The organism is Modestobacter sp. NPDC049651, assembly GCF_040659695.1.
Taxonomy (GTDB): Bacteria; Actinomycetota; Actinomycetes; order Mycobacteriales; family Geodermatophilaceae; genus Modestobacter.
In genome coordinates this window covers 415205-427670 of record NZ_JBFAOG010000001.1, presented here as the reverse complement: position 1 = coordinate 427670, position 12466 = coordinate 415205, and the positions used below count along the sequence as shown (strand labels likewise).

The window sequence follows — 12466 nt, the reverse complement described above, 5'->3', positions numbered from 1 at the left end:
GACGACGATGTCCCAGGTTCCCGGCGAGCGGTCCTTCCCGCTGCCGTCCCAGCTCGCCCCGGTCCCCGGCGCCGAGGGGTGGGAGGAGATGTACCCCTACTTCTCCCGCTTCCAGCCCGAGGACGACCAGCGCTTCTGGTTCTACAACTCCATGCACTTCCCCGAGGTGGTGCCGGCGTTCGACGGGCTGACCTCGGAGATCCCGTACACCGCGATCGGGGCGAACACCGCCCGGCTGTTCAGCTTCCCGACCACGCTGGGCATCGAGTACCGCATCGTCCACGGGCGGGTCTACATCACGGCCAACCCGGTGACCGACCCCGCGCAGGTCGAGCAGCGGCTGGCGCACTTCCAGGAGCGGGCCGGCCACTACTACGCCAACTGGGACCGGCTGTACGGCGAGTGGCAGCAGCGGATCGAGGCGCTGATCGCCGACATCGAGTCCGTCGAGGTGCCGCGGCTCGGCGAGCTGGACGACCTCGAGGTGGTCACCGGCGCCCGCGGGTACGCCAGCAACCACCTGCTGCGGGAGGAGTTCCACCGCTGCATCGACCTGTACTCGAAGATGTGGCACCACCACACCGAGTTCCTGATGCTCGGCTACGGCGCGTACGTCGTCTTCTTCGAGTTCTGCAAGCGGGCCTTCCCCGAGATCGGGGACCAGACGGTGGCCCGCATGGTCGCCGGCATCGACGTCACCATGTACCGCCCGGACGACGAGCTGAAGAAGCTGGCGGCCCTGGCCGTCGAGCTGGACCTCGCCGACCTGTTCGTCGAGGGCAGCGACCCGGGCAAGGTGCTCAGCGGCCTGGCCGGGCGCGGGGACGCCGGCCACCGCTGGCTGGCGGCGCTGGAGGCGGCCAAGGACCCCTGGTTCAACGTGTCGGTCGGCGACGGCTTCTACCACCACCACCTCTCCTGGGCCGACGACCTGACGGTCCCGTTCGCCGCGCTGCCGCGCTACGTCGAGCAGGTCGCCGCCGGCAGGAGCCTGACCCGGCCGACCGAGCGGCTGGCCGAGGAGCGCGAGCGCATCGCGGTGGAGTACCGCGCGCTGCTCGGCTCCGAGGACGAGCGGGGCGCCTTCGACCAGATGCTCGGCCTGTGCCGGCAGGTCTTCCCCTACATCGAGTCGCACAAGTTCTACTGCGAGCACTGGTTCACCACCCGGTTCTTCCAGAAGGTCCGGGGCTTCGGCCGGCTGCTGGCCGAGCGCGGCGTGCTGGCCGACGCCGACGACGTGTTCCACCTCCGCCACGTCGAGGTGGAGGACGCCCTGGCCGACGTGCAGCTGGCCTGGGCCTCGGGCGGGCAGGAGCTCGGGGCCCGGCACTGGCAGCCGATCGTGGCCCGCCGCAAGCAGGTGCTCGAGGCGCTCGCCGGGTGGTCGCCGCCGCCGGCGCTGGGCCCGGCGCCGGAGTCGCTCAACGACCCCGCCGTGCAGATGCTCTGGGGTGTCACCGACGAGACCATCGAGACCTGGCTCGGCGCCCAGGAGCTCGACGAGGACACCGTGCGCGGGTACGCAGCCTCACCGGGCGTGGTCGAGGGCACCGCCCGGGTGCTGATGAACGTCAACGACATCGGCCAGATCCGCGAGGGCGAGGTCCTCGTCTGCCCGGTGACCGCACCGAGCTGGGGCCCGGTCTTCGGCACGATCGCCGCAGCGGTCTCCGACATCGGCGGCACCATGTCGCACGCCGCGATCGTGGCCCGCGAGTACGGCATGCCGGCCGTCGTCGGCACCGGCCAGGCCACCGCCAGGATCCGGACGGGTGACCGCGTCCGGGTCGACGGGGACCGCGGCATCGTCACCGTGCTCCGGTGAGCGGGCCCGCCATGACCACCGCCCCCCTCGTGCTCCGCTTCGCCGACGTCGGCCGGGACGACGTGGCCGTCGCCGGCGGCAAGGGCGCCAGCCTCGGCGAGCTGAAGCGGGCCGGCATCCGCGTCCCCGACGGGCTGGTGGTGACCACCGAGGCGTTCCGGACGGCGGTCGCCGCGCTCGACCCCGGTCAGCGGGTGACGGCCCTCGACCCGGCCGACGGCGACGCGGTCGCGGCCGCCTGCGCCGGGCTGCGGGCGACCGTGGAGGCCGCGCCGCTGCCGCCCGGGGTGGTCGAGGCGGTCACCGCCGGCTACGCGCGGCTGGCCGGCGAGTGCGGGCAGGCCGACCTGCCGGTCGCCGTGCGCTCCAGCGCCACCAGCGAGGACAGCGCGGAGGCCAGCTTCGCCGGGCTGCAGGACACCTACCTGTGGGTGCGCGGTGCCGACTCGGTGCTCGAGCACGTGCGCCGCTGCTGGGCGAGCCTGTACAGCGTCGAGTCGGTCAGCTACCGGCTGCGCCGGGGGATCCCCGAGACCGACCTGGCGATGGCGGTCGTCGTCCAGGAGATGGTCGGGGCCCGCAGCTCCGGGGTGATGTTCACCCGCAGCCCGCTCACCGGCGACCGCTCGGTGGTGGCCATCGACGCCAGCTGGGGCCTCGGCTCCGCCGTCGTCAGCGGCGACGTCACCCCGGACACGTTCGTGGTCAGCAAGGTCACCGGGGAGATCAGCCGGCGGACGGTGGCGACCAAGCTGCGCTGGCACCAGCCCGACCCCCGCGGGTCGGGGGTGGTGGAGAGCGACGTGCCGGCCAACCTGCGCGACGTCCCGTCGGTCAGCGACGAGGAGATCGCCGAGCTGGTGGCGATCGCCCGCCGGGTCGAGGCCCACTACGGCTGCCCGCAGGACATCGAGTGGGCGGTGTCCCGCACCGCGCCACCAGGGGAGACGATCCTGCTGCTGCAGAGCCGGCCCGAGACGGTCTGGGCGGAGCAGGACGCCGCCGCGGCCGGGCGCACGGGAGCCGCCCCGGCCGCCCGCGCCTACGACCACGTCTTCGACCTGCTGGGCGGCAAGCGCCCGTCGGAGGGGTGAACCCCGTGGACCTGACCCCGGACGACGTCCGCGACGTCCTGCGGGCGCTGGACTCCAGCGGCCTGGACGAGCTGCACCTGGAGCTGGCCGACCTCACCCTCACGGTGCGCCGGGCGGGGGCGACCGGCTGGACGGCCGAGCAGCACGTGCTCCGCCGGCCGGTGGTGGAACGCGGGGACGAACCGGCGGTCGCCGCCGAGCCGGACCGCCCGCGCGCCGCCGTCCCCGAGGGCCTGGTGGCGGTGCACCCGCCGCTGCTGGGCACCTTCTACCGCGCGCCGAAGCCCGGGGCGCCCCCGTTCGTCGAGGCCGGCGACGCGGTGGCGGAGGAGACCGTGGTCGGCATCGTCGAGACCATGAAGATGATGACCCCGGTGCACGCGGGCGTCCGCGGCACGGTGGCCGAGTTCCGCCTCCGCGACGGCGAGTTCGCCGACACCGGCGCGGTGCTCCTCCTGGTGGACCCGGCACCGGGCACGGCCGGGCCCGGCGGTGGGCCGCAGTGAGGATCCGCCGCCTGCTCGTCGCCAACCGCGGCGAGATCGCCGCCCGGGTGGTCCGGACCTGCGCCCGGCTGGGCATCGAGTCGGTGCTCGCCGCCTCCGACGCCGACCTCGACCAGCTGCCGGCCCGGCTCGCCGACCGGGTGGTGCGGCTCGGGCCGGCCCCGGCCGCGCAGTCCTACCTGGACCCGGCGGCCGTGGTGCGCGCCGCGGTCGCCGTCGGCGCCGACGCGGTGCACCCGGGGTACGGCTTCCTCTCGGAGAACCCGGCCCTGGCGCGGGCCTGCGCCGACGCCGGGGTGGTCTTCGTCGGGCCGGACGTGGCGACCCTCCTCGCCGTCGGCGACAAGCTCACCGCCCGGTCGCACGCCGTCGCCGCCGGGCTGCCGGTGGTGCCCGGCGGGGAGGCCGCCGACCTGGCCGGTGCCCGGGCGGTGGCCGCCGAGGTCGGCTACCCGCTGCTGGTCAAGGCGGTCAGCGGGGGCGGCGGCCGGGGCATGAAGCTGGTCCGCTCCGCCGAGGAGCTGCCGGCCACGCTGGACCTGGCGACCAGCGAGGCGGCCGCCGCCTTCGGGGACCCGCGGGTCTACCTGGAGCGGTACGTGGCCTCCGGCCGGCACGTCGAGGTGCAGGTGCTCGGCGACGGGACGTCGGCGGTGGCCCTCGGCGACCGGGACTGCTCGGTGCAGCGGCGCTACCAGAAGCTGTTCGAGGAGGCACCGGCCCCGCTGCTCCCCGCGGCGGTGCACGCGGAGCTCGCCGCCGCGGCCCTCGCCCTGGCCACCCACCTCGGCTACCGCGGGCTGGGCACCGTCGAGCTGCTCTACGACCGGGACCGGCAGGCCTTCTACTTCCTGGAGATGAACGCCCGGATCCAGGTCGAGCACCCGGTCACCGAGCTGGTCACCGGCCTGGACCTGGTCGCCGAGCAGCTCGCGGTCGCCGAGGGCCTGGCGCTGCGCATCCGGCAGGAGGACGTCGTCCTGACCGGGCACGCGGTGGAGTGCCGGATCAACGCCGAGGACTGGGCGCACGACTTCCGCCCCTCCCCGGGCCGGGTCGACCGGGTGGTGCTGCCGGTCGGCGACGGCATCCGGGTCGACACCCACGTCCAGGGCGGCTCCGTCGTCCCGCCGTACTACGACTCGCTGCTGGCCAAGCTGGTCGTGCACGGCACCGACCGGGCCGACGCGCTCACCCGGGCCCGGGCAGCCCTGGAGCTGCTGCGCATCGACGGGGTGGTCACGACCGCGCCGCTGCACCGCGCGCTGCTCGACGACGCCGAGTTCGCCGCCGGCGGGGTGGACACCGCCTTCTTCGAACGGTTCCTGCAGGCCCGGCGACCCGACCTGGTGGAGGTGCCCTGATGGCCGACGTCGGACTGGTCGACGTCTCGCTGCGCGACGGCAACCAGAGCCTGTGGGGCGCCGCCGGGCTGCGCAGCGCCCACGTGCTGCAGCTGGCGCCGCTGCTCGAGCGGGTCGGCTTCCGGGCCCTGGACTACAGCTCCAGCACCGCGATGGGGATGCTCGTGCGCACCCACCGGGAGAACCCGTGGGAGCTCCTCCGCCGCACCCGCGCGCTGATGCCGAGGACGAAGCTGCAGTTCATCGGCACCGGGTTCCGCTTCATCAGCTGGCAGAACTCGCACCCGGACACCATGCAGCTGGTCTACGACCGGCTCGTCGTCAACGGCATCGACCGGGTCGTCGTCCTGGACCCCATGCACGACGTGGACGCCGCCCGCGCCACCGCCCGGCGGCTGAAGCAGGCCGGCGTCGACGAGGTGGTCGGGGCGCTGACCTACACGATCAGCGCGGTGCACGACGACGCGTTCTACGCCGACCTCGCCCGGCAGATGCGCGAGTGCCCCGACATCGACCGGGTCTACGTCAAGGACCCCGCCGGCATCCTCACCGCCGAGCGGGCCCGCACCCTGCTGCCGGCGATCACGGCGCAGCTGGCCGGCACCCCGCTCGAGCTGCACTCGCACGCGACCATCGGGCTCTCCCCGCTCACCTACGCGATCGCCCCGGACCTGGGGGTGGAGGTCGTGCAGACCGGCTGCGGCGCGCTGGGCAACGGGTCGTCCCTGCCGGAGGTGCGCCGCACGGTGGCCAACCTGCGGGAGATGGGTCACCGGGTCGACGTCGACGACCGCGCCCTGGGCCTGGCCTGCGACCTCGTCGACCGGCTGGCCGCGGCCGAGGAGCTGCCGGTGGGGCGCCCGCAGGACTACGACGCCGCGTTCCTGCACCACCAGATCGCCGGCGGCGTGCTCACCACGACCCGCCGCCAGCTGCGCGAGATCGGGATGGAGCACCGCTTCGAGCAGCTGATCGAGGAGGTCGGCCGGGTCCGGGCCGAGCTCGGCCACCCGATCATGGTGACCCCGTTCCCGCAGATGGTGGTCTCGCAGGCGCTGTTCAACGTGCTCGGGGAGCGCTGGGCGACCGTGCCCGACCAGGTCATCCGGTACGCCCTCGGCAGCTTCGGCCGGCCCACCGCGCCGATCGACCCCGGCGTGCTGGACCGGGTCCTCGACCGACCGCGGGCCCGCGAGCTGCAGGCCGAGCCACCGCCGCCGTCACCGGCGGAGCTGCGCCGCCAGTTCGGCCCCACCCCCAGCGACGAGGAGCTGCTGCTGCGCGCCCACATGCCCGCCGACCAGGTCGACGCCATGGTCGCCGCCGGCCCGGCACCGCGGCACTACCAGCCCACCCTCGCCCCGGTGCTCGGCCTGATCCGGGAGCTGGGGGAGCGGACCACCGTGCACGACCTGGCCGTCGCCAAGCCCGGTCTGCGCCTGTCCGTGCACCGCCGCCCCGAGGAGGACGCTCGTGCCTGAACCCGCTCCCGCCGTCCTCGACCGGCTGCGCGCGGTGCGCGGCTTCGTGCTCGACATGGACGGGACGCTCGTCCTCGGCGACCGCGACAACCGGGGCCTGCGCGCGCTGCCCGGGGCCGTGGAGTTCCTGCGGCTGCTCGCGGAGCGGGGCACGCCGTTCTGCGTGTTCACCAACGGCACGGTGAAGACCCCCGGCGAGTGCGCGGACGCCCTCCGGCGCGCCGGCTTCGCCGTGCCCGGTGACGCCGTGCTCACCCCGGCCACCTCCGCCGCGGAGGTGCTCCGGCGGCGGGGGCACCAGCGGGTCATGGTGCTCGGCGGCAAGGGCATCACCGAGCCGCTGGAGGCCGCCGGCATCGAGGCGGTCCCGCCGCTGCGGGGGACGACCGCGGACGCCGTCCTCGCCGGCTGGTTCCGGCAGGAGCTGACCTTCGACGCGCTGGAGGCGGCCTGCTTCGCGGTCCTCGGGGGCGCAGAGTTCTACAGCGCGTCGCAGTCGCCGTTCTTCGCCACCGCCGAGGGACGCACGCTGGGCACCTCGCGGGCGATCAGCGCCGTGGTCCGCGACGTCACCGGGGCGCCGGTGACCGTCGTCGGGAAGCCCGCGCTCGAGGCGCTGGAGGTGGCCGCGCGGCACGTCGGCGTCCCGGCGGCGGACCTGGCGGTCGTCGGCGACGACCCGGAGCTGGAGGTGCCGATGGCCCACGCGGGCGGCGCGCTCGCGGTCGCGGTGCACACCGGCATCGGCCACGCGGAGTCCTACGCCGGGCTGCCCGCGGAGGTCCGCCCGCACTTGGACCTGACCGACGTGGGGGTGCTGGCCGGACTGCTCGGGAGCGGCTGACCGTCACCTCGGCAGGGCGGCGCTGCGCTCCCTCGTGCCCGGCCGCGGCGCGGTGGTGACGTCCTCGCCGGACCCGATGCCCTCGGTGTCCGGGGTCAGCGCGGACAGCACGTCCTCCTCGTCGTCGTGCGCGCGCCGGACGGCGGCGTCGAGCAGCCGGAGCTGGCGGTCCAGCGGCGCCTGCCGGTCGGGCGGTGCCACGCCCTTGAGGTCGGCCAGGGCCGCGCAGAGCTTCCGGGTCACCTGCGGCTCCGACGCCCCGGCCAGGCGGATCTCGTCGAAGGCGAGCCGGACGTAGCCGTCCCAGCTGACGGTCCGCTCGACCAGGCGCACCACGCCGTCCGCGTCCCGGTGCTCCCCGCAGGGCAGGGGCCGGGGGGCGATCTGGCGCAGCAGGTCGTGCAGCCGGTGCAGCGCCTGGACCGCCGTCGTCGGGTCGTTGAACGGCTGGGCGATCGACCGCACGCCGATGTCGACGAGCTTGCGGATGCCGTAGGCGAGGTCCTCGGTGTGCACGCGCTCCGGCCCGAGCAGGACGTGGCGGGTGACGTCGGCGGCCCCCAGACGGGCAGCCGGCTCCCCGTCCGTGCTGCGCACCCGGAACAGCGGTGCGCCACCGACGACGAAGTCCCCGACGACGGGCACCAGCTCCAGCACGCAGTCGGCCCGCCGGGCCGCGGCGACCAGGGCGGGCCGGTCGACGCGCACGATGTTGCCCGGTCGGGCGGCGAGGACGTCGGACGGGCTCCCGGCCGCGGCGGGGACGTCCCCGTGCTCGCGGACGATGAAGGCGCGGCTCCGGTCACCGACGAGGTCGATCAGCCCGGCGACCCGCAGGCCCTGACCGGCGTGGTGCACGAACAGGACGAGCGCGACGATGCTGGCGAGCATCAGGACGTAGGACAGCAGCATCGACAGCCCCGGCACGATGCCGGTGTCGGAGCCGCGGACCTCCCGGAGGGTCAGCACCGCGACCAGGAAGGTCGCGCCGAACAGCCCGATCGCCAGCTGGTTGAACCGGTCGTCCAGCAGCGCCCCCACGATGCGGGGCGAGAACTGGCCCATCGCCAGCTGGACCGCGACCAGGGTGACCGTCAGCACGAGGCTCGTCAGCGACACCATGGCCGTCGCGAAGGAGGACAGGATCGTCTGGGCGTCGGACGGCGTCCCGGTCAGGCTCTGCGGCACCAGCCGGTACCCCGTCGCCCGGTCCACGGCGAGCGCCCCGACGGCGAGGAGCACGCCCGCGGCGAGGCAGCCGAGCGGCAGCAGCCACAGGCTGGAACGGACGAAGCGTTGGAGGCGCAGCATGCTCATGTCTCCTGGTGCCGGGCGGGGCACTTCCGACGCGGGGTGCGGTTCAGGCCCGGCAGGGCGGCTCGGGCGAGGGCACGTAGAGGCCTTCGCGCTCGGCCCGCACCGCCGCGAGCGTCCTCGTGGGCGCATCGAGCTTGACGAGGATGTGCTCCACGTGCGCGGCGACGGTCCGCGGCGCGACGACCAGCGCGGAGGCGATCTGCTGGTTCGAGCACCCGTCGACCAGCAGGCCGAGCACCTCCAGCTCTCGCGGCGTCAGCCCTCGCAACCCGGTCGCAGGGGAGAGGACCACCGCCCCCAGCACGTGCGCCGATGCCTCCGGGCAGCTGGCCAGCACGGTCACGCGGACGTGGCCGCCCGGGGCGTGCCGGCCTCCCCGCGGCCACAGGAACGACGCGAAGGGCTGGCCGTCGTCGATGCGCGAGCGTGCGACGGCGACAACGGGTGCCCCTTCGGTGAGCAGTGCGTCGCCGTCGAGGCCGGGCATCGGGAGGGTGGCCCGGCCGGAGCGCAGCACCGCCCCGGCGGTCGCTCCGCGCACCATCTGCACCGCCGCGGCCAGCGACCGGAGCGGGTCGATCCCGCGCGCCAGGAGCGGGGTGAGCGTGTGCAACCGGCGCCGCACGGCCGGGGACGGTGGCTCCTTGCTGCCGGACAGGAGCGTGACGAACCCGACGTGGCGCCGCCCTCTGTCGTACAGGGCGACCGCCAGGGCCTCGTTGATGCCGGCGGGTGCGAGGCACTCTGCCCACGTCGGCAGCTCGTCGGCCGGGTAGGGCAGGTCGGAGGGGCTCCGCGGGGGGCGGGCGCGGTTGGTCTCGGTCACCTCGATGTCGTGGGCCATCTGGGGACCGCCCAGGTAGCGCAGGGTGTCCTCGTCGAGGTCGGCGCTCGCCAGCGCGGTGTAGCTGCGGGTCACCGGGTCGGCGAGCGCCAGCCAGGCGGCGTCGAACGGCACGAGGCGGCGCAGGCAAGCCAGCAGGTCCTGCGCACGCTCGGCTGGCTGAGCGGGCGAGAGGGCCAGCTCGGCCAGCTGGGCCAGCCCTTGCTCCAGCGTCATCGGTGCTCCCAGGCGTGGGCCGGTCAGCTGGAGCACCGCGTCTCGACGCCGCTGACCCCGGACGATCGTCGCAGTGCTACCGCGCCGGACCCGGTCGTAGTCCTGGTGACCGTGAGCAAAAGTTGCAGGGGTGTGAGGAACGACCTCCGGCACGTGCCCGGCTGTGCCAGCGGAGCCACAATCTCGACCATGGAGTTGCGCCAGCTCGCGTACTTCCTGGCCGTGGCCGAGGAGGGCCGGTTCAGTCGTGCCGCGCAGCGGCTGCACATCGCCGCGCCCTCCCTCTCCCAGCAGATCCGGGCCCTGGAGCGGGAGCTGCGCGTGGCGCTCTTCGAGCGCACGCCGCAGCGGGTCGAGCTCACCGTCGCCGGGCACGCACTGGCAGTCCGGGCGAGGGTGATCCTCGCCGAGGTGGACCGGGCCCGCGAGGACGTGCGGTCCGCCGGTGCCTCGGGCCGGGAGCAGGTGACCCTCCGGGTGTGCACCATGGCCGAGAGGGTCCTCGACGGCCCCCTGCGCACGGTGGCCGAGGCCATCCCCGGGGTGGAGGTCTTCGTGACCTCCAGCCCGGGGGACGACGCCGTCGAGGCGGTGCGGCAGGCCCGGGCCGATGCAGCCGTCGTCTGGAGCCGGCCGCGGGAGCACCGCGACCTCGACGGGGTCGTCCTCGGCACCGTGCTGTTCGGGATCGTGCTGCCGGTGCGGCATCCGCTCTCCGGCCAGCCGCAGGTCGCGGTCGCCGGGCTGGCGGACCAGTCCACGGTGATGTTCCCGCTGTCGCCCTTCGCCGGCATCTGGCAACGCACCGTCGACCACCTGCTGCCCGCTGGAGCGCAGCCGGGGCAGGTGGTCATCGAGCCAGATCTGATCAACAGCCCCGAGGCGATGCTGCGGGCGGTCGCGGCAGGGGCCGGGGTCGCGCCGGGGATCCTCGGGGTGGTCGAGCACATGGACGTGGCCGGTGTCGTGGTGCGCCCGCTCGACCCGCCGTTGTCCCTCGAGCTCGAGGTCGTCTGGCGCCGACCGGGTCGGCTCGCCGTCCGCCGGCTCGTCGATCACCTCGTCGAGGCGGCGAACGGGCCGGAGGTGCTGATCAGCCCGCCGCGTCGCCGCCGGGAGCCGTCGTCGGTCACGGGCTGACCACCACCTTCTCGCAGCCTTCCCGCTTGTTCTTGAAGAGGTCGTAGCCGTGGGGGGTCTCGCTCAACGGGAGCCGGTGGGTGATCACCCGGGTCGGGTCGATCTCGCCGCGCTCGATCCGCTCGAGCAACGGCCGCATGTAGCGCTGCACGTGGCACTGCCCGGTCCTCAGCGTCAACGACCGGTTCATCCAGGAGCCGGCCGGGAACTTGTCGACGAACCCGCCGTACACCCCGATGACCGAGACGATGCCCCCGCTGCGGCAGGACATGATCGCCTGGCGGAGCGCGTGCGGCCGGTCGGTCTCGGAGCGGACGGCCTGCTTGGCCCGGTCGTAGAGGTCCACGTGGGCGGCGCCGTGCGTGGCCTCCATGCCGACCGCGTCGATGCACTTGTCCGGGCCGCGCCCGCCGGTCAGCGCGAGCAGCGCCGACCGGACGTCGGTGTCGGAGAAGTCGATCGTCTCGTAGCCCTGCGCGGCGGCCATCGCCAGCCGGTAGGGGACGTCGTCGATGGCGATCACCTTCGCCGCACCCAGCACCCGGGCGGAGTCCATCGCGAACTGCCCGACCGGCCCGGCGCCCCAGACGGCGACGACGTCGCCGTCGGTGATCTCGCACATCTCGGCGCCCATGTAGCCGGTGGGCAGGATGTCGGAGAGGAAGAGCACCTGCTCGTCGGTGAGGTCGGACTCGATCTTCAGCGGGTTGACGTCGGCGAGCACCACGCGGGCGTACTCGGCCTGGCCGCCGGCGAAGCCGCCGGTGAGGTGCGAGTAGCCGTAGATGCCGGCGACCGGGTGGCCGAACATCTTCTCGGCCACGCCGGCGTTGGGGTTGGTGTTCTCGCAGCAGGACCACAGCTGGCTCCGGCAGGCGGCGCAGGCACCGCAGCCGATGGGGAAGGGGACGACGACCCGGTCGCCGACCCGGAGCCTGTCGCGGTCCACGCCGGAGCCGACCTCGACCACCTCGCCCATGAACTCGTGGCCCATGACGTCGCCCTGCTGCATCGTCGGCACGTAGCCGTCGAGCAGGTGCAGGTCGGAGCCGCAGATCGCCGTCGACGTGATCTTCACGATCGCGTCCCGGCTGTTCAGGATCTTCGGGTCGGGGACGTCGGTCACCTCGACCTCGTTCGGGCGGATCCAGCAGTTGGCCTTCACGCCAGCGCCTCTGTGAACTCCTCGTCGGTCAACGGCTGGGCGGGGTGCTGCGGGAACTCCCCGCGGGCCTGCTTGCCCCGCGGCGCGCCGTCGGACCGGATCACCTCGCCGGTCTCCAGCACCTGCTTGAACCGCCGCAGGTCGTCGTCCAGCTGCTGCGACGGCTCCTCGCCGAAGTACGTCGCCGCGGCCTTGCCCAGCGCGCCGCCGGGCATCTCGTAGCTCAGGAGCACGTACACCTCGGTGCCCCGGCCGCCCGGCGCCGGCACGAACCGGACCTGACCGGAGTTGGGCACGGCGGCGCCGTCCAACGACCGCCAGGCGATGCGCTCACCGGGGACGTCCTCAGTGGTCTCGGCGTCCCACTCGACCGACCGCCCGAAGGGTGCGCTGGCCGTCCAGTGGGTGCGACGCCCGTCGGTCGTCCTGACCTCGTCGAGGTGCGCCATGAACGTGGGGAGCCGGTCGAGCCGGCGCCAGAAGGCGTACACCTCCTCGGGCGGCCTGGTGACGGTCGTGGTCGAGGTCAGTTCCATCGGGTCACGCGCTCCCCTCGTCCGGTCCCGGTGCCGGCTGGAAGACGGTCTCGGAGTGCAGCCCATCGCCGGAGCCCGGCCCGCGCCATCGGCAGAACGACCGATTGCCGCCCGGACCCGGCGGCACGAAC

11 protein-coding genes are annotated in these 12466 nt (G+C 74.3%); 7 read left to right on the top strand and 4 right to left on the bottom strand.

Features of this window, described 5'->3' with window-relative positions:
* Positions 1 to 7: 7 nt before the first annotated feature.
* The 6 genes from AB0J00_RS02215 to AB0J00_RS02190 are packed head-to-tail and all read left to right on the top strand — an operon-like array spanning position 8 to position 7117.
* Complete coding sequence (locus AB0J00_RS02215) at positions 8 to 1828, top strand: PEP-utilizing enzyme (protein WP_357739492.1); 1821 nt, start codon at positions 8 to 10, stop codon at positions 1826 to 1828.
* The gene (locus AB0J00_RS02210; RefSeq protein ID WP_357739489.1) at positions 1825 to 2922 is read left to right on the top strand and encodes a PEP/pyruvate-binding domain-containing protein; all 1098 of its coding nucleotides are present in this window, start codon (positions 1825 to 1827) and stop codon (positions 2920 to 2922) included. Before AB0J00_RS02215 ends, AB0J00_RS02210 begins: the two co-directional genes overlap by 4 nt.
* Positions 2923 to 2927: 5 nt before the next feature.
* Complete coding sequence (locus tag AB0J00_RS02205; protein ID WP_357739486.1) at positions 2928 to 3428, top strand: biotin/lipoyl-containing protein; 501 nt, start codon at positions 2928 to 2930, stop codon at positions 3426 to 3428.
* Positions 3425 to 4792: a biotin carboxylase N-terminal domain-containing protein gene (locus AB0J00_RS02200; RefSeq protein ID WP_357739483.1), complete on the top strand. Its 1368-nt coding sequence runs from the start codon at positions 3425 to 3427 to the stop codon at positions 4790 to 4792. Before AB0J00_RS02205 ends, AB0J00_RS02200 begins: the two co-directional genes overlap by 4 nt.
* The gene (locus AB0J00_RS02195; RefSeq protein ID WP_357739480.1) at positions 4792 to 6273 is read left to right on the top strand and encodes a biotin carboxyl carrier protein; all 1482 of its coding nucleotides are present in this window, start codon (positions 4792 to 4794) and stop codon (positions 6271 to 6273) included. Before AB0J00_RS02200 ends, AB0J00_RS02195 begins: the two co-directional genes overlap by 1 nt.
* Entirely contained in the window at positions 6266 to 7117 is an 852-nt protein-coding gene (locus tag AB0J00_RS02190; RefSeq protein ID WP_357739477.1) for an HAD hydrolase-like protein, read from the top strand. The genes AB0J00_RS02195 and AB0J00_RS02190 overlap by 8 nt, the downstream gene beginning before the upstream one ends.
* Positions 7118 to 7120: 3 nt before the next feature.
* On the opposite strand, the gene AB0J00_RS02185 is transcribed toward AB0J00_RS02190, so the two are convergent.
* Together AB0J00_RS02185 and AB0J00_RS02180 are read right to left on the bottom strand one after the other, a co-directional pair.
* Entirely contained in the window at positions 7121 to 8428 is a 1308-nt protein-coding gene (locus AB0J00_RS02185; RefSeq protein ID WP_357739474.1) for a DUF2254 domain-containing protein, read from the bottom strand.
* A gap of 49 nt (positions 8429 to 8477) precedes the next feature.
* Complete coding sequence (locus AB0J00_RS02180) at positions 8478 to 9494, bottom strand: LuxR C-terminal-related transcriptional regulator (protein WP_357739471.1); 1017 nt, start codon at positions 9492 to 9494, stop codon at positions 8478 to 8480.
* Between the two features lie 189 nt (positions 9495 to 9683).
* On the opposite strand from AB0J00_RS02180, the gene AB0J00_RS02175 reads away from it, so the two are divergent.
* A complete protein-coding gene (locus AB0J00_RS02175) occupies positions 9684 to 10634 on the top strand; it encodes a LysR family transcriptional regulator (protein ID WP_357739469.1) in 951 nt (316 codons plus the stop codon).
* On the opposite strand, the gene AB0J00_RS02170 is transcribed toward AB0J00_RS02175, so the two are convergent.
* Positions 10624 to 11799 carry a zinc-dependent alcohol dehydrogenase gene (locus tag AB0J00_RS02170; protein ID WP_357739466.1) on the bottom strand — a complete coding sequence of 392 codons (1176 nt, stop codon included), beginning with the start codon at positions 11797 to 11799 and terminating at the stop codon, positions 10624 to 10626. The two genes, AB0J00_RS02175 and AB0J00_RS02170, sit on opposite strands and share 11 nt — an antisense overlap.
* On the bottom strand, positions 11796 to 12335 hold the full coding sequence (locus AB0J00_RS02165) for an SRPBCC family protein (RefSeq protein WP_357739463.1): 540 nt from the start codon (positions 12333 to 12335) through the stop codon (positions 11796 to 11798). Before AB0J00_RS02165 ends, AB0J00_RS02170 begins: the two co-directional genes overlap by 4 nt.
* Positions 12336 to 12466: the final 131 nt, after the last annotated feature.

What these genes read in the sequence shown, in the direction of transcription:
- AB0J00_RS02215 (WP_357739492.1), top strand. Translation starts at nt 8, where the DNA reads ATGTCCCAGGTTCCCGGCGAGCGGTCCTTCCCGCTGCCGTCCCAGCTC.
- AB0J00_RS02195 (WP_357739480.1), top strand. Translation starts at nt 4,792, where the DNA reads ATGGCCGACGTCGGACTGGTCGACGTCTCGCTGCGCGACGGCAACCAG.
- AB0J00_RS02175 (WP_357739469.1), top strand. Translation starts at nt 9,684, where the DNA reads ATGGAGTTGCGCCAGCTCGCGTACTTCCTGGCCGTGGCCGAGGAGGGC.
- AB0J00_RS02165 (WP_357739463.1), bottom strand. Translation starts at nt 12,335, where the DNA reads ATGGAACTGACCTCGACCACGACCGTCACCAGGCCGCCCGAGGAGGTG.
- AB0J00_RS02185 (WP_357739474.1), bottom strand. Translation starts at nt 8,428, where the DNA reads ATGCTGCGCCTCCAACGCTTCGTCCGTTCCAGCCTGTGGCTGCTGCCG.
- AB0J00_RS02180 (WP_357739471.1), bottom strand. Translation starts at nt 9,494, where the DNA reads ATGACGCTGGAGCAAGGGCTGGCCCAGCTGGCCGAGCTGGCCCTCTCG.